11 protein-coding genes are annotated in these 17,175 nt (G+C 71.9%); 7 read left to right on the forward strand and 4 right to left on the reverse strand.

All coding sequences use genetic code 11. The features are described from left to right. Positions 1-152 precede the first annotated feature (152 nt). The 6 genes from ACFHWY_RS23735 to ACFHWY_RS23760 are packed head-to-tail and all read left to right on the forward strand — an operon-like array spanning position 153 to position 9,889. Positions 153-2,981 carry an AMP-binding protein gene (locus ACFHWY_RS23735; RefSeq protein ID WP_416582459.1) on the forward strand — a complete coding sequence of 943 codons (2,829 nt, stop codon included), beginning with the start codon at positions 153-155 and terminating at the stop codon, positions 2,979-2,981. Next, positions 2,974-4,584: a tyrosine 2,3-aminomutase gene (gene cmdF / locus ACFHWY_RS23740; RefSeq protein ID WP_416582460.1), complete on the forward strand. Its 1,611-nt coding sequence runs from the start codon at positions 2,974-2,976 to the stop codon at positions 4,582-4,584. The genes ACFHWY_RS23735 and cmdF overlap by 8 nt, the downstream gene beginning before the upstream one ends. Before the next feature lie 35 nt (positions 4,585-4,619). Beyond that, positions 4,620-6,152, forward strand: a complete 1,533-nt coding sequence (locus tag ACFHWY_RS23745) for a tryptophan 7-halogenase (protein WP_416582461.1) — start codon at positions 4,620-4,622, stop codon at positions 6,150-6,152. Beyond that, positions 6,149-7,561 (forward strand): condensation domain-containing protein, encoded by a 1,413-nt coding sequence (locus ACFHWY_RS23750; protein ID WP_416582462.1) that lies wholly within the window; start codon positions 6,149-6,151, stop codon positions 7,559-7,561. Before ACFHWY_RS23745 ends, ACFHWY_RS23750 begins: the two co-directional genes overlap by 4 nt. A 15-nt stretch (positions 7,562-7,576) precedes the next feature. After that, a complete protein-coding gene (locus ACFHWY_RS23755; RefSeq protein ID WP_416582463.1) occupies positions 7,577-8,419 on the forward strand; it encodes a hypothetical protein in 843 nt (280 codons plus the stop codon). Between the two features lie 24 nt (positions 8,420-8,443). Further along, positions 8,444-9,889: a nucleotide disphospho-sugar-binding domain-containing protein gene (locus ACFHWY_RS23760; protein ID WP_416582464.1), complete on the forward strand. Its 1,446-nt coding sequence runs from the start codon at positions 8,444-8,446 to the stop codon at positions 9,887-9,889. Positions 9,890-10,473: 584 nt separating this feature from the next. On the opposite strand, the gene ACFHWY_RS23765 is transcribed toward ACFHWY_RS23760, so the two are convergent. The 3 genes from ACFHWY_RS23765 to ACFHWY_RS23775 are packed head-to-tail and all read right to left on the reverse strand — an operon-like array spanning position 10,474 to position 14,323. After that, the gene (locus ACFHWY_RS23765; RefSeq protein ID WP_416582465.1) at positions 10,474-12,003 is read right to left on the reverse strand and encodes a 4-hydroxyphenylacetate 3-hydroxylase family protein; all 1,530 of its coding nucleotides are present in this window, start codon (positions 12,001-12,003) and stop codon (positions 10,474-10,476) included. Then, complete coding sequence (locus ACFHWY_RS23770; protein ID WP_416582466.1) at positions 12,000-12,995, reverse strand: NAD-dependent epimerase/dehydratase family protein; 996 nt, start codon at positions 12,993-12,995, stop codon at positions 12,000-12,002. Before ACFHWY_RS23770 ends, ACFHWY_RS23765 begins: the two co-directional genes overlap by 4 nt. Further along, positions 12,992-14,323 (reverse strand): nucleotide sugar dehydrogenase, encoded by a 1,332-nt coding sequence (locus ACFHWY_RS23775; protein ID WP_416582467.1) that lies wholly within the window; start codon positions 14,321-14,323, stop codon positions 12,992-12,994. The genes ACFHWY_RS23770 and ACFHWY_RS23775 overlap by 4 nt, the downstream gene beginning before the upstream one ends. Before the next feature lie 429 nt (positions 14,324-14,752). On the opposite strand from ACFHWY_RS23775, the gene ACFHWY_RS23780 reads away from it, so the two are divergent. Next, the gene (locus tag ACFHWY_RS23780; protein WP_416582468.1) at positions 14,753-15,997 is read left to right on the forward strand and encodes a methyltransferase domain-containing protein; all 1,245 of its coding nucleotides are present in this window, start codon (positions 14,753-14,755) and stop codon (positions 15,995-15,997) included. A gap of 98 nt (positions 15,998-16,095) precedes the next feature. On the opposite strand, the gene ACFHWY_RS23785 is transcribed toward ACFHWY_RS23780, so the two are convergent. Next, positions 16,096-17,163: a carboxymuconolactone decarboxylase family protein gene (locus ACFHWY_RS23785; protein WP_416582469.1), complete on the reverse strand. Its 1,068-nt coding sequence runs from the start codon at positions 17,161-17,163 to the stop codon at positions 16,096-16,098. Positions 17,164-17,175: the final 12 nt, after the last annotated feature.

Consider the following 17,175-nt stretch of genomic DNA (forward strand, 5'->3'; position numbering starts at 1 on the left):
CCTCATCGTGCGGAGCGCCGGCAGTGGCGGGCATCTCTGCGAATGCGCACTCCGGGAGATCGCTTCGATTCGTTGGGCCACCCGGCCTGGGGCGGTCGCCGCCGCGCACGTCCAGAGATGCCCCTCCGCCGGCGCTTGCCGAGACTTGCTGCGTGACGATCCACGTCCCCGCGCCGCAGCCGGTGCCGCTCATCGACCTGGACCCGGTCGCCGCCGAGGTTCGGAAGGCGGTCTGGCTGCTCGGCCGACTTAGTCCTGGTGCCCGGCCCGCCCTGTGCAGGTCGTACTGGGTCGACGGTCCGCTCGATCTCGACGCCCTGCGGGCTGCCTGGCACCTGGTGCTGGAAGGGCACGCGGCGCTGCGGACAACGGAGGGCACCACCACCACCGCCTCGTCGGTCGGCCCCGCGCACCCCGACTCCTTCGCGGTCCACGGGCACGACGCCGCCCCGACCGCTTCCAACGACCTCGACACCGGACCGCCTGCCCAGCTGACCGTGTACCCGGTCACCGCCCGGCACCACCGCGTGGTGCTCAGCGCTCACCTGGCAGTGGCAGACCCCACGTCGATGTCGGTTCTGGCCGCCGATCTCTCGACGGCGTACGCCGAGACAGCCGGGATCACGCCCGTCCCCGCTGCCACGCCCCCGCCCATCCCGGCACTGGAGGCCGGCGCGCTCGCCTCCGCCGGCGAGGTGGCCTTCGACTGGGGGCCGGACCTCGGTCGGGCTCTCCGGGACCTCGCCCTGCGGGAGGGCAGCACCGTCGACACGGTGCTGCTGGCCGCCTGCCACGTCGTGCTGGCCAGGCACAGCGAGGACGACGGCGTAACCATCGCCGTTGCGGACGACCTGAGGAAACCGGGACAGGAACGGCTCGTCGGCCCGTTGACCACCCTGTCGGCGGTCGACGGCCGGTTCGGCGATGCGGGGACCTTCCGGGCGTACCTGCGGCAGATGGCGCGCCGCCGGCACGACGCCCGTCGGCTCCGCCCGTCGTCTGTCCGCTGGCGGGTCCGCGCCGACGGCCCGGAGCACGGCGGCACCCCGTGCGCCACCGTGCTCGCCGTCGCGGTGCCGGCCCCGCTGCGACTGGCCGGCACCGCGGTCCTGGCGTTACCGTCCCCGGTCCGGGCGCTCCCCGTCGACCTGCTGCTCACCGTCGGCTCGACCAGCAGGACACTCACCGGCACGGTCGCGTCCCCCGCCGACCGGATCGGCCGCCGGTGGATCGAGGGTGTCCTCGGGCAGCTCCGCACCCTGCTGACCGTGGCGCTGCGCGACCCGGACCTTCCCCTCGCAGACCTTCCGCTGGAGGACGCGGCGCAGCAGGCCGCGATGGTCCGGGCCGCCGACGCCACGGTGGTGCCGACGCCCCGGCCGGTGACCGAGCTGGTCCACCAATGCGCGAGGCGCTTCCCGGACGCGGTGGCCGTCCGGGACGAGACGGGCAACTTGACGTACGCGGAGCTGGCCGCCGAGGTGTCCGCCCTGGCGGCCTGGCTGAACGCCCAGGTTTCGGTCACCGGACACGCGGTGGCGCTGCGCCTGCCGATGGGGCCGGCACTGGTGCGGGCGTCCCTGGCCGTGCTGCACGCCGGCGGCCACGTCACCTGGCTGGACCCGACCGGCGCGGGGGAGCAGGCCCGGGCGCTCCTGGTCGACCTGTGCCCTGCCGTCCTGCTGATCGGCGACGGCGAGACCGGCGAGCCGCTGGCCGAGTGGTTCCGCATCGTCCGAGGTGGGCCGGTGCTCGTGACCGGTTCCGCGCCGCTCTCGCCCGCCGCACCGCGCACCCCAGCCCCGGCCGCGCCGACGACGGCGGCCTACGTGTCGTTCACCGCCGGGTCGACCGGAAGGCCGAAGGGGGTGGTGCAGACTCATGCGGCCCTGGCGCAGTTCGCCCTCTGGTTGGCGCGCACCGCGCAACTGCGACCGGGAGCCCGCGTCGCGCAGTGGGCCGCCGTCACGCATGACCCGGCGCTGTGCGAGGTTTTCGCGGCGCTCACCTGCGGCGCGACCCTGGTCCCGGTGCCGCAGCGGGTACGCGTGCACCCGGAGCGCTTCGTCCGCTGGCTGGACCGTGAGGGCATCACGATGGTGCAGATCGTGCCCAGCTTCGCCCGCGAAGTGGTCGGGGTGATCGAGCGCGACGGCAGCGTTCCAGCCCGTTTGGCTCACCTGTTCCTGATGGGCGAGGCCCTCACGGTGAGGCTGGCGAACCGACTGCGCCAGGCGCTCACCGGCGTCCGGTTGTGGAACCTGTACGGCCCGACCGAGACGGTCGCGGCCAGCGTGTACGAGATCGTGGCACCGGTCCGCGGTGAACGCGTCCCGATCGGCCGGTCGATACCCGGCCGGCAGGTCCTGATCGTCGACGGGCGGGGCCGGCACTGCCCGGCCGGGATGCCCGGCGAGATCTTGGTCCGTAGCCGTTACGCCGGCCCGGCCTACCTGCCAACCGCAGCCGGCACCGACGACGCGCCGTTCCGGGCGCTGCCGGGCCTGCCCCCGACCGCCGACCCGGCGGCCGGCTGCTACCGCACCGGTGACCTCGGTCGCCGCCGTTTCGACGGCGAGCTGGAGTACCTCGGCCGTCGGGACCACCAGGTCAAACTCGCCGGTTACCGGCTCGAACTCGCGGCGGTGGAGGCCGGGCTGGCGGAGCATCCACTGGTCGCCGACTGTGCAGTGTCGCCGGTGACCGACCCGGACAGCCTGGTGAGCCGGCTGGTGGCCTTCGTGGTCCTGCGCGCAGACGCGGAGCCGTCGGTGGTGGTGCGGGAGTTGCGCGCGTTGCTGCGCCGACACCAGGGGCCGGTGCGTCACCGCACCTCCTTCGTTTCGCTCGACCGGATCCCCCGCAACCCCGCCGGCAAGGTCGACCGGGCCCGGCTGCCCGATCCCCGCACCCTAGCCGACGCCCCGGGACGGGCCGGGTCCTCCGGCCGCCCACGACGAACGGAAGACGAGCATGGCTGACATAGACAGCGGCGCGACGCCGGTGGTCCTCGACGGTGCCGGACTCACGGTCGACGGCGTCCGGCAGGTGGCCGAACGGGGTAGGCCCTGCGTGGTGCCGGCGGAGTCGTTGGCCCGCGCGGTGGCTAGCCGGCAGCGGTTCGAGGACATCGTCCGGCAGGGCGTGCCGGTGTACGGCGTGACCACCGGGTACGGCGAAATGATCTACATGCTGGTGGACCACCCCAAGGAGGTGGAGCTCCAGACGAACCTGATCCGCAGCCACAGCGCTGGAGTGGGGCCGCACTTCTCCGAGGTGGAGGCCCGCGCGATCCTGACCGCCCGGCTCAACGCCCTGGCCAAGGGCTACTCCGCCGTCCGTTCGGAACTGATCACGCGGCTGGAGATGTACCTGAACCTCGGCATCATCCCGGCGATCCCCGAGATCGGCTCGCTGGGCGCCAGCGGTGACCTGGCGCCGCTGTCACACATCGCGAGCACACTGCTCGGTGAGGGCTACGTGCTGCGCGACGGCCAGCGGGTGCCGACCGCCGGGGTGCTGTGGGAGTACGGCATCGAGCCCCTGAAGCTGCGCTTCAAGGAAGGTCTCGCACTGATCAACGGGACCTCCGCGATGACCGGGCTCGGTGCCCTGGTGCTCGGCCGGGCGGCCGAACAGGTCCGCCAGGCCGAGATCGTGGCCGCACTGGTGATCGAGACTCTCCGGGGTTCGACCGGTCCGTTCCTCGCCGAGGGGCACGATCTGGCCCGTCCGCACCCGGGCCAGATCGACTCCGCGGCGAACATGCGGGCCCTCCTCGACGGCAGCACGCTCACTGTCACCCACGCCGCCCTGCGGCAGCAGGTCGCCGAGGAGTGGCAGCACGAACAGGCGGTCCAGCGCACCGACATCTACCTTCAGAAGGCGTACTCGCTGCGGGCGGTCCCGCAGGTGCTGGGCGCGGTCCGGGACACTCTGAGCCACGCCCGCGCGACCATCGAGGTCGAGCTCAACTCGGCCAACGACAACCCGCTCTTCTTCGGCAGCGGAGAGGTCTTCCACGGGGCGAACTTCCACGGCCAACCGGTCGCCTTCGTGATGGACTACGTGACCATCGCACTGACCCAGCTCGGAGTGCTCTCCGAGCGGCGGACGAACCGGCTGCTCAACCGGCATCTCAGCTACGGCCTGCCGGAGTTCCTGGTGCTCGGCGAACCGGGGCTCAACAGCGGCTTCGCCGGCGCACAGTACCCGGCCACGGCGCTCGTCGCGGAGAACCGCACGATCGGCCCGGCCAGCATCCACAGCATCCCCTCCAACGGCGACAATCAGGACATCGTGAGCATGGGCCTGATCAGCGCCCGCAACGCCCGCCGGGTCCTGACGAACAACGACACCATCCTGGCGGTGGAGTTGCTGGCTTCCGCCCAGGCGGTCGACGTGGCCGACCGCGTCGAGGGGCTGGGCCCGGCCGGCCGGGCCGCCTACGAGCTCACCCGCTCCCTCGCACCCACCCTTCGCGAAGACCGCTACATGGCCGACGACCTCGTCGCCGTGGCGACCGCGCTGAGCCGTGGCGAACTGCTCGACGCCGTGCTGCGCGCCCAGGTGGTCCTGCGGTGAGCCGTACCAATCAGAGCAGTCCTGGGGGACATGACGTGACCGACGACGAATTCGACTACGACCTGGTCGTGGTCGGCGGTGGACCGGCCGGCTCGACGGCCGCCACCCTGGTGGCGATGCAGGGGCACCGGGTCCTGCTGCTGGAGAGAGAGACCTTTCCCCGATACCAGATCGGGGAGTCGCTGCTGCCATCGACCATCCATGGCGTGTGCCGGTTGACCGGCGTGGCGGACGAACTGGTCCGCGCGGGCTTCCCCGTCAAGCGGGGCGGCACGTTCCGCTGGGGCCGCAACCCGGAGCCGTGGACGTTCGCCTTCGCGATCTCACCCCGCTTCGCCAGCGACGGCGCGACCGCCTACCAGGTCGAGCGGATGAAGTTCGACCAGATCCTGCTCGACAACGCTCGGCGCAAGGGTGTGACGGTGCGCGAGCGGTGCGCGGTGGTGGACGTGTTGGAGCAGGGGGAGCGGGTGTGCGGCGTCCGCTTCGACGACGAGGACGGCCGACGCCGGGAAGTGCGCAGCCGGTACGTGGTGGACGCCTCCGGTCACCGCAGCCGCATCCACCACCGGATCGGGGGCGCACGGCACTACTCGGACTTTTTCCGCAACCTCGCTCTGTTCGGCTACTTCGAGGGCGGAAGGCGACTCCCCGAGCCCAACAGCGGCAACATCCTCGCCGTCGCCTTTCCCAGCGGCTGGTTCTGGTACATCCCGCTCAGCGACACCCTCACCAGTGTCGGCGCCGTTCTGCGCCCCGACGCGCTGGACCGCGTCCGGGAGGGCGACCGGGAGACCGTGCTGCGCCAGCTCGTCAGCGAGTGCCCGCTGATCGCCGAGTACTTGGCCGAGGCGACCCGGGTGACCGACGGACCCTACGGGGAGGTGCGCGTACGCAAGGACTACTCGTACATCCACGACACCTTCACCCGACCCGGCATGCTGCTGGTCGGCGACGCGGCCTGCTTCATCGACCCGGTCTTCTCCTCCGGCGTGCACCTGGCCACGTTCAGCGCCTTGCTCGCCGCCCGCTCGATCAACAGTTGTCTGGTCGGGGAGTTGGACGAGCCGAACGCCCTTGAGGAGTTCGAGGCACGCTACCGCCGCGAGTACGCCCTGTTCCACGACTTCCTCGTCGCCTTCTACGACACACATCAGGACGAGGAGTCGTACTTCTGGGCCGCCAAGCGTCTCAACGACGACGGTGTCGCCAGCGCGGTGCAGGCCTTCGTGCGGCTCGTCGGCGGCGGAGGCTCGGGCGAGGGCGCGCTGCTCGACCCCGACGCCTACCTGCGGGGGCGCAAGGAGGCGTTCCAGGAGCTGACCGACGTCGTGCAAAGCCCCGTCGGCGTGCCCGGGGAGGACCGCGACCTGCTGGGCGCCGCACTACTCAAGGACGTCCTCAAGGAGGGGGTCCGGATGCAGACCCAGGCGGCGCTGGGCGGCAGTGTGGACGACCAACGCCCGATCCGCCCGGATGGGCTGGTTCCGTCAGCCGACGGGATGCGGTGGCGCCGGCCCGCGCCCGACGACGGTCGGCGCGCCAACACCGCCGGGAGCGGAGCATGAGGCGGGATGAGCCCGGCCCGCCGCCGTCGTTGTGGACCCTTCCGGCGAATGTTCCGACCACCAGTGCGCAGCGACCGGAGCCGCTGTCCGGGCCGGCGCGGCGGTTCGCGCTCTCCCGGCAACAGGAGTTTCTCCGCATGGTCGACAGCGGCGACGAGTCGGGGCCGTTCGGCCCGTGCTACACCATCGTCGGCGGGTGGCGGATCACCGGGCCGCTCGAAGTCGCGGTGCTGCGGACCGCCCTGGCCGACGTGGTCGCGCGGCACGAGTCGCTGCGGACGTCGATCGTCCGGGATCCCGGTGACCCGCACCAGCTGGTCCGCCCACCCAGGGAGCCAAACCTGGACGTCGAGGCACTGCCGGACACCGGCACGGACCGGGAACGGGGCGCGGAGTTCCTGCTCAACGAGGTGGAGTCCCGACCGGTACCGATGGAACAGTGCCCGAGCCTGCGGGCGTACCTGGGGCGGTTCGACCGTGACGACGCCGTGCTCGTGCTCGCCGCCCACCACACCGGCGTCGACGGCTGGTCGATCCACGTGGTACTGCGCGACCTGGCGCTCTGCTACCGGGCCCGACGTGTCGGCCGCTCTCCCGAACTGCCCGAGGTGCGCCAGTACCAGGACTACGTGCGGTGGCAGCGGCAGGCGGCCGACGCTCCGGCCGTCATCGCTACCCGCCGGTACTGGCGCGACCACCTGGCCGGGGCGGTGGTCACACCGATCCCGTTGGACTGGCCGCGCGGGCGGAACCAGGCCGACGGCAGCGCGTGGCACCGCTTCCGGTACGACGACAACCTGCGCCGCCGGGTGCAGGCATACGCGGCCGACCGGCGCTGCACCCCCTTCATGGTGTTGGCGGCGGCGTACGTGCGGCAGCTCGCCGACGCCACCGGGCTCGACGAGGTGGTGATGCCGACCTTCACCCCGGGACGCCGCCCGGCGTGGACGCTCGACATGGTCGGCTCGTTCTTCAACCTGCTGCCGCTACGGGTCGCCACGCCGCCGGGCGACCGCTTCGTCGACCTCGTGGACCGGGTCAGGGCCACCTGCGTGGCGGCCTACCGCCACGAGATCCCCTTCGTCGACCTGCTGACCGTGGCGCCCGCACTGATGGGTGCGGCGGCCGGCGAGCAACACGCGTCCTGCGTGTTCCAACTGGTCCAGTCCCCGTTCATGACCATCGACGAGCGCATCGGCGACTTGACCTACCGTGCCATGCGGCGGCGACTGCGCTCGCAGGAGTTCGGCTCGCAGATCCCGGACGGCGCGCTCTGGGCGGTCGAGTTCGACGCCGCCGGCGGCATCGTCGGCAGCATCGGCTACCGACGCAGCCAGTTCCGCGCCGCCACGGCGGCCGGCCTGATCGACGACTACCGCGACACCCTGGACCGCGCGCTGCCCGCCTAAACGGCGGCGCCGATCATGCCCGCACCGACGGGCGAGACCATCATGCGCCGGTACGACCGCGGCTCGCCGCGGCCGTACGGGCCGAAACGACCGGAGGTGACGATGCCCGTGGAGGCGGAGTCCACGTACCACGACCTGCTCTACGCCGACGACAGCCGCGACCCCGTGGCCGAGGTCCTGACCATGATGCGCATCATCCGGGCCCGGCACCCGCGGGTCGGCTCGCTGATCGAGGTGGGGTGCGGCGCGGGCGAACGGTTGCGGGCGCTGGGCCAGCACTTGCCCCTCGTCGAGGGCGTCGCTTCCGACGACGAGACGGCGGTCGTCGCCCGGCTGGCGACGCCCGGCACCACGATCCACCAGGCGGGCCTTACCGGGCTCGACCTGGGCCGCCGCTACGACGTGGTCGCCTGCCTGCACGACGGGCTGGCCGAGCTCCCGCTGGTCGGCTACCGCGAGGTGCTGCGGACGCTGGCCGGGCTGCTGGACCCCGGAGGGCTTCTGCTGCTCGCCCCGTTCTGGATGCCCGACGTGGCGGTCCGCCGCACGGCCGGCGATGGGTTGAGCCGTGGCGACGACGGCCGCACCGTCGTGCGGGTCTCGCGGGGCGTGCCCCGCGACGGCGCCCACCGCGTCGAACGGCACATCCTGCTCGCCGAGGGCGACGGCGTCCGGCACACCGCCGATGTCCGGACGCTGCGCGCGTTCGGCCGGCGCGAGCATCTGAACGCGCTGGCGGCGGCGGGTTGCGCCGCCGACTTCCTACCCACCGGCCTCGCTGGCCGGCCCCTGCTGGTCGGCGTACGCCGACCAGCGGGCCGTCCCGGCACCGAACCGTCCCCCGTTCCCACGTTCTGACCCGACCGTTAGCGAGGGAGAGACATGCGCGTCCTGTTCGCCATCGACCCGTCGATCGCCCACCTGTACCCGATGGTGCCCACGGCCTGGGCGCTGCAGAGCGCCGGCCACGAGGTGCGGCTGGCTTCCCCGGCTGCCTTCGCCGACGAGATCGCCGCCACCGGGCTGACCCCGGTGCCGCTGGGTGACGCCGTCTGGGCCGCCCGGGTCAGCGACGACCCGCTGGAGCCGAGGGGGCACGTGGAGGCAGAACGGTACGCCGATGCGCTCGGCCTCCACGTGGAGGAGCGCGAGTACTGGTACCTCTTTTTCCAGTACCTGATGACCCCGACCGCGGACTACCTGCGCCCGGACCGTCCGGAGGCAGACGCCCTCATCGATTTCGCCCGCGCCTGGCGGCCGGATCTGGTGATCTGGGATCTCACCCAGGCGGCCGGCGCCGTCGCGGCCCGGGTGAGCGGTGCGGCACACGCCCGCCTCGTGTTCGCATACGACCCGTCGGGCTGGAGCCTCGACCGTCTCGCCGCCGGCCGGCAGGCCCTCGCCGCGGCCGGTCTCGACGAGAACCCGCTGGCCACGCTGGTCCGCCCGCTCGCCGAGCGGTACGGCGTGGAGGTCGACGACGAGCTGCTGGTCGGGCAGTGGACGCTGGACACTGCGCCGCCCGGACTGGAGCTGCCGACCCGGACCCGCAAGGTGCCCCTGCGGTACGTGCCGTACAACGGCGCGGCACCGGTGCCGGACTGGCTGCGGGAGCCGGCCGAGCGGCCGAGGATCTGTCTGACCCTGGGCGAGTCCTACCGACGCTTCATCCGGGGCGACTGGAATCGCACCCCGATGCTGCTGGAGGCGCTGGCCGACCTCGACGTCGAGGTCGTTGCCACCCTCAACGACGTGCAGTTGGACGGGCGCGTCCCGCCGCCGAACGTGCGCACGCTGGACTACCTGCCGCTCAATCTGATCCTGCCCACCTGCGCGGCGGTCATCCACCATGGTGGTCTGGGTACCTTCCAGGCGGCCGTCGCCGCCCGGGTGCCACAACTCGTCTGCGACACCCGCGAATCGATCATGCTGCGGATGGAGGAGGACACGTCGGTGGAGCTGACCGACGGGGACACCTCGGCGGAGCTGACCGACGAGACCGGCATCTACCGCTCCGGTGTCGAGTACGGCGTCCGCGAGCTGGACGCCCGCGAGCAGCGGCCTGCCGTGCGCTGGGTGATGCCGGCCAAAAAGCTGGAGGCGACCCCGGTGGCGAACTACGTCGTCTCCCGTGGCGCGGGCGTACGGCTAAACCACCAGACGCAGTCGGTGACGGAGCTGCGCGAGGCGATCCGGACCGTGCTCGACGATGCGTCCTACCGGCGGGGCGCCGAGGCGATCTATGATGTCTGGCGGGCCATGCCCAGCCCGAACGACGTCGTGTCGGTCCTCGAGAGCCTTACCGGGGACGCCCGGAACCGACGGTAGAGGGTCGCCGCTCTCCTCGGCCCGCCCGATGACGTTCGCCGTTACCGGGCGGGCCGACGGCCGACGTCGGTGGACTCGCCGACCGAGCTGTCGTCGCGGCCGGCGGCGAGATCGAGCACGGCGAGCCGATGCTCGGCCTGGACAACGTCTTCGGTGAGGAGCAGCTGCGGCGCTGGGCGGGCGGCTGGAGCGGATGCTCAGCCGTCCGGCCGACGCGCTCGTCGTCGAGCCGAAGATCGATGGTCTGGCGATCCTGGAGCTGGCCCCGCTGATCGACCGGCTGGCCGTGCGCGGAGTCAACCTGGTCGGGCCGGCTGCCGGGCTACCGGCGGACGCCGGAACCGGATCCGCCCCGGCCGACGCGGCAGGCGGGCTGCTGCGACGGCTCGCCGGGACCCCGATGCGGGTGGTGCTGACCGGTGCCGTACCGGGCCTGAGCCGTACCGAGGGCAACATGGCGGTGGATCGGGTGGGCGGCAGCCGCCGGGTCGGTCGCCGCTCACGACGCCGGGGACGTCGCGGCGGCCGCCGCGCTCCTGGTGGACGACTGAGCGCTGTTTCGGCGCGCGGGCGAGCGCGCTGGTTCAGCGCGGCGGGCGCGGACCGTCGTACGAGGACAGATCGGGGACCCGCCAGCCCGTCAGGTCGTACTCGGCCAGGCACGTGTCGACGAGAGCCTTGCACCCGGCCAGGTCACCGTCGGCGATCGCCGCCGAGAGCAGCTCGACCCGGGTGTTCTCGTGGTTGCCGGCGTAGTTGCGTTCGTACAGCTCGTGCCGGCCGCCGAACTCCGACCCGACGGCGTCCCACAGCAGCCTCATCACCTTGACCCGCTCGACCGCCTCGACGCCCTGCGAACCGCGCAGATACCGGTCGAGGTACGGGCGGATCTCGGCATTCGCGAAGTCCTCGACGCCGGAGTTGACGTAGATGAGGCCGCTGGCCACGTCCTGCAGCACGATCTCCCGTACCCGCGGATAGCCCACCTGCATGAACCACCGGTACGCCGCCCCGTACCGCGGATTGGGCAGGACGGAGCCGTCGTGCCAGGGCACCGGGTCGCGGGCAGCGGCGCCGGCCAGCCCCTGGAACAGGTTGCGCCACGCCAGCACCTCACCCAGCCGGCTCTGCACGCCTCGGAAGTCGGCGGTGCCGGTCGTCTCCAGCGCCTTGGCCAGCAGGCCGGCCAGGAACTCCAGTTTCACCGCGAGGCGTACGCAGCCGTGGAAGGTGAACCGTTCGGTGAATCCGGAGCGGCCGGCGAAGGTCTGGACCTTGGCCAGGTCACCGTAGATGAAGACGTTCTCCCACGGGATGAGGACCTTGTCGAGCACCAGGATCGTGTCGTTCTCATCCAAACGGGACGACAGCGGGTAGTCGAACGGACTGCCCACCACGTTCGCGGTGGCCGCGTACGAGGGACGACAGATCAGCCGTACCCCCGGCGCGTCCGTCGGTACGGCCGCGACCAGGGCGAACTCCCGCCGGGCCACGGGAAGGCCGTAGTGGGCGACGAACGTGTGATGGGACAGGGCGGCCCCGGTCGCGACCACCTTCGCGCCACTGACCACGACGCCGGCGTCGGTCTCCCGTTCCACGTGGACGAACACGTCCGCGACCTGGTCGGGTCGGCGCGAGCGGTCCACCGGCGGGTGCACGATGGCGTGGCTCCAGTAGAGCACCCGCTCCTGCGACAGCCGGTACCAGTGGCGCGCGTTGTCGGCGAAGGGCCGGTAGAAGTCGGCGTTGGCGCCCAGCGTGCCGAGGAAGGAGGCCTTGTAGTCGGGGCTGCGACCCAGCCAGCCGTAGCTCATCCGGGCCCACGTGGCGATGGCCCGCTCGGCGGCGACCAGGTCGTCGGCGCTGCGTGGGGTGGTGAAGAACCGGTGCGTGTAGCCCTGGCTGCCGGGGGCGTCGCAGGCAGTGGTGAGTACCGATCGGTGCTCGTCGGAGTGCAGCGCGTCGTACAGCCGGGCGGTCATCCGGATCGGGTTGTGGAAGGCGGGGTGGCGGGTTACATCCCGGATCCGCTCGCCGTACAGGTAGACCGACCGGCCGTCGCGGAGCGTCTCGACGTACTCGTCTCCGGTCAGCGGCCGGGTTCCCGGGCTCATCGGCCGGCACCGCTGTCCGGCAGGGCCAACCACCACGGGTTGGCTCTTGCCCACGACACCGTGCGGTCCAGCCCTTCCTGGAGGCCGGTCCGCGCGCTCCATCCGAGCAGCAGCCGGGCGCGGCTGGCGTCGGGGATTCGCCGGGGCAGGTCCTGGTAGCTCGCGCCGAGCCGCTCGGCGGTGTCCACCGCGACCGCGCCGTCACCGGTTCCGGACACGGCGGTGACCAGGGCGACCGCGTCGGCGATGGTGGTCTCGCGGGTGTGGCCGATGTTGACGGCCTTGCCGATGGTCTGCGCGCTGGCCCCGGCGAGGATGGTGCCCTCGACCGCGTCGGTCACGTAGGTGAAGCTGCGCGTCTGGTGGCCGTCGTCGTACACGATCGGGGGACGGCCGTTCAACACGCGGTGCACGCTGCGGCTGATCACGTACGCCGGCCGCTGGCGGGGGCCGTAGACGTTGAAGTAGCGGACCACGCCGGCGGCGAGGCCGTGCTGCTGCACGAACCCGAAGGTGAGGTGCTCGGCGAGGGCCTTGCTGGTGGAGTAGCTCCACCGCTGGGCACTGGTGGGGCCGAGCACCCGGTCGGCGTCCTCACGCCAGGGCACCGCCGGGTTCTTGCCGAAGATCTCGCTGGTGCTGGCGACGACCACCCGCGCGTCGACCTCGTTGGCGCGCTCCAGTACCCGTTGTGTCCCGACGAAGTTGACGTCGATGACCTCCAACGGGCGGTCCAGGTACGTGTCGACGCCCACGGCCGCGGCCAGATGGTAGACCACCTGCACCCCCCGCGTGATCACCTTTGCCAGCCGGTCCGGGTCCCGTACGTCACCGCGTACGTGCCGGGCGTGTTGGCGCAGCAGGTTGAGGTGCGGCGGTGGGTCGCCGCTGTCGAGCACGGTCACCTCCGCGCCGGCCATGACAAGGCGGTCGGCGAGGTGGCTGCCGACGAACCCGTGGCCGCCGGTGACGACCACGCGGGGGCTGCTCACCGCCCGATCCCACGGTAGGTGTAGCCCAGGCGTTCCAGTGTGGCGATCTTCTCCTTGGACAGGTATGCGCGTCCGTCGAGGACCAGGCAGGACTCGGCAACCGGCAGCCGGGCGAAGTCGACGGCCTGGAATTGGCGGTGCATGGCCAGCAGAGCGACACAGTGGGCCCCCCGCACCGCCTCCTCGACGGTGTCGGTGACCGGCAGACCGAAGGTCTGGTGGGCGCGTACCGGATCGACAAGTGGATCGTGCACCCGCACCCGGACGCCGGTCGCGCGCAGCGCCGCCACCACCGGCTCGGTCGGGGTCGCCCGCAGGTCGCCGGTGTCGTTCTTGAAGGCCAGACCGAGCACGGCCACCGTCGCCTCGGCCGGGGGCACACCACGGGTGGCCAGGTCGTCGAGGATCAGCCGGGCCGTGTAGCCGGGCATCCGCTGGTTGACCTCGCGGCCGGTCGGCGCGGTGGTGATTTCCAGCCCGTGCCGGCGGGCGGACTGCCACACCATCCAGGGGTCCTTGGTCAGGCAGGAACCGCCGACGCCGACGCTCGGCCGCAAGATGTTGACGTGGCCGTCGCCCTTGGGGATCGCGTTCGCGGCGGTGATCACGTCCAGCACGTCGACCCCGTACAGGTCACAGAACATCGCCAGCTCGTTGGCCAGGGCGATGTTGAGGTCGATCCACCAGTTGTCGGCCAGCTTGACGATCTCCGCTGCCTCCAGTGACTGCTGTGGCAGTGTCGGTGTGCCGAGCGAGCTGTGCAGGAAGTCCGCGGCGAGCCGTGTGCTGTACGGGTCGAAGCCTCCGACGACCACCGGCAGCGTACGCAGGTCGTGCAGCGCCGTACCCTCGGCGAGCCGTTCCGGCGCGTAGGCCAGCGCGAAATCAGTACCGGTCCGGAGGCCGCCCGCCTCCAGCAGCGGGCGGACGACGTCCCGGGTGGTGCCGGGCGGCACCGTGCTCTTGAGAATCACCAGTTGCCCGGAGCGCAGGTTCGCGGACAACGCCGTACAGGCCGCCCGGAGGTGTTCGTCGGCCAGTGACCCGTCTTGCCGGACTGGGGTGGCGATGGTGAGTAGCACGACGTCGGCGCTGGCACAGGCCCACTCGGCTGTGGTCGCGCGCAGCCTGCCACTGTCGACCTCGGTGGCGATCAGCTTGGTCAGGCCTGGTTCCTTCAGCGGTGTGGCGCCCCGGTTGAGCTGGTCCACCAGGGCGTCGTCGGTGTCCACACCGACGACGGACAGGCCGCGATCGGCGAGGGTGGCCGCGACGCACGATCCGACGTAGCCCATGCCGACGACCGCGACCACGGCTGGTTCGGTCACGCCGCTCCTCCCGTCCGGCCTGTGGTGCGCCCGGATTCGGTCCGCGCCCGGCGCGGTGGATCCGCCGGGCACACCCGCGGTGTGGCATTGGACATGCGTGTTCCCTCACCCTCGTCGCAAAGATCAACTCCCGGTCCGACGCTGTTGCCGCAGCGTCGGACCGGGAGGGTGCTCGGGATCGCCAGCCGCCAGCCGCCAGCCGCCGGCAGCCGGTGAACGGTGAGCTGGGCCGCGCTGGGTTCGTTTCTCCCGATGCCACAGATCCTGTCGCCGATCGCCGGGAGCGGCATCTCCTTGCTTGCCCACCAACTCGGCCGGCACCAACCCGTGATGCGGCCACCCGGGGGCGGCCCGGGACGAGCAATCTCGGATGTGCGCCGGCCGGGCGGTACTGGCGACGATGACGGTCGGCGGAAGGAGTACGACGACGTGAATGGCCCCGAGCTGGTGTCAGTCGCCCCAACCTGCCGGCTCTGTGCCGGCCCGGTGCGCGAATGGATGGACCTTGGCCGGCAACCGGCCTCCAACGCCTTTCCCCGGCCGGACGAGACCGGCGCGGAGCGGTTCTTCCGGCTGGCGGTCGGCATCTGTGCCGACTGCACCATGGTCCAGCAGCTGGAGGCGATGCCGACCGACCGAATGTTCCGTGCCGACTATCCCTATCGCTCGTCCACCTCGGACGGCCTGCGCCGGCACTTCGAGGCGGTGGCCGGCTGGCTGCGCGACACAGAACTCACCGATCGCGCCGACTTGGTCGTCGAGGTCGGCTGCAACGATGGCGCGATGCTCGGCGTATTCGGCGCGGCGGGTGTGCGGCACCTCGGCGTGGACCCGTCGGCCGGTGCCGCGCGGACGGCCACCGCCCGGGGCGCCGACGTTCGGGTCGGCTTCTTCGACGAAACCTCCGCCGCTGCGATCCGCGCCGAGCGGGGGCCGGCCAAGGTGGTTTTCTCGGCCAACACCATCAGCCATGTCGCCGACATCGGCACGGTGTTCCGGGGGGTTGACCGGCTTCTCACACCGGACGGGATCTTCGTGTTCGAGGACCGGTACGTCGCCGACATCGTGGAGTACGCGTACTTCGACCAGATCTACGACGAGCACTTCTACCTGTTCTCGGTGCGCGCGGTGGACGCGATGGTGGCCCGATTCGGCTTCGAGTTGGTCGACGTGGAACGGATCCCGATCCACGGCGGCTCGCTGCGCTTTACCGTCGCGCGGCCCGGAGCCCGCCCTCGCCGCGACGGTGCGGCCCGCATGATCGACGACGAGGCCCGGCACGCCATCGGCGAGTACGACACGTACCTGCGGTTCGCCCGGCAGATCGAACGCACCGGCGCAGACCTGGTCGCGCTGCTGACCGACCTGCGTGACGCCGGGCGACGGGTGGTCGGTTACGGCGCCACATCCAAGAGCGCAACCGTCACCAACTTCTGCGGCATCGGTCCCGACCTGGTGCCGTTCATCTGCGACACCACCCCGGAGAAACAGGGCCGGCTGTCACCGGGGATGCACATCCCGGTGCGCCCGCACGCGGCGTTCGCGGATCCGTACCCCGACTACGCTCTGCTCTTCGCCTGGAACCACGCCGAGGAGATCGTGGCCAAGGAGCCTCACTTCGTGGCCCAGGGTGGACGCTGGATCCTCTACGTGCCACACGTGCATGTCGTGTGAGTCCAGCCCGACACCGACGTGAGCGGCCCGGGAGCCGGGCCGCCCACGTCGGTGTCGGCCGTGGGCGGCTGACCACGGCGGCCGGATTTTACGCCGGCTCAGGCCGACGTCGCGTCCTGCCATGCCGAGCAGAGCCGTGGGCCGGCCGTCCGGGCCGCGGTGAGGCTGGCCCAGGCGGTGAGCTCCAGCAGGCGGCGGTCGGCCGGGTCGTGCCGCCGGTAGCTCGCCACCATCGAGTCGGTGACCCGGTACGAGAAGAACGCGATGGTCAGCGCGAGCCGCCCGGCGCTGCGGTCCCGCACCGGAAGCCCGTCCAGCGCCGCCGCCACCTCACCGGGGTCGATGAGCGTCCGCTGCCCGGCCAGCAGTTCGGGCAGCAACCGACGGACGGACGGCGGAACCGCCGGCTCGGCGGCACCGTCGATGGTCGCGTAGGCCCGGGCGAAGGCGGTGTGCAGGGTGGCGTCCGGCCGCGCCCAGTTGAGGTCGGACGGCGGGGACGTCGGCGGGAGCAGGTCGAGCTGCCGCCCCGCGACACCGCCACGGCGGGCCAGCCGGCCCATCATGATGCCGGCCAGCCAGCGGACCACGCCGGTCGCCGGGGACGGTAGGTCCGGCATCGGCGAGGGCGCGACGAAGACGTTCACCATGCGGTTGAGGTAGTGGAAGAGAACCGCCACGCCGACCAGGTGGGCCAGCTCGGTGGCGTCCAGCCGGGCCGTGACCACGGGCGGGCCGCCACCGCCGTACCGGAAGAACGTTGCGATCTCGCGTAGCCGAGGCTCGGCTATCTCGGTGATCCGGTCGTCGGCCACCGCGGCGGAGTCCGGTCCGCGCAGCATTCCGCGCAGAGCACTGCCGTGCACCTGGACGCAGTACGGGCAGCGGTTGGCCAGGGAGACCGCGGCGGCGACCGCCTCCTTGGTGTCCCGGCCGACGGGGCCGTCGGAGAGCAGGGCCTCGCGCAGCAGCAACCAGCAGGCGCCGAGGACCGGTGGCGCGGCGGCGTGCAGCGTGATCGGCGGGGCGAGCAGGCCGAACTCGCGGGCGAGCTGGCGGTAGACCTGGCGGACCAGCGGCGGCGCTGCCCGCGCCGGGACGGGTCGTAGGTGTTCGATGTGACGCTGGGTGGCCCGGCTGGTCAGCCGGGCGAGCAGGATGCCCACGGCGTCTCCTCT

This window comes from Micromonospora sp. LOL_024, assembly GCF_048060415.1.
Classification (GTDB): domain Bacteria; phylum Actinomycetota; class Actinomycetes; order Mycobacteriales; family Micromonosporaceae; genus Micromonospora.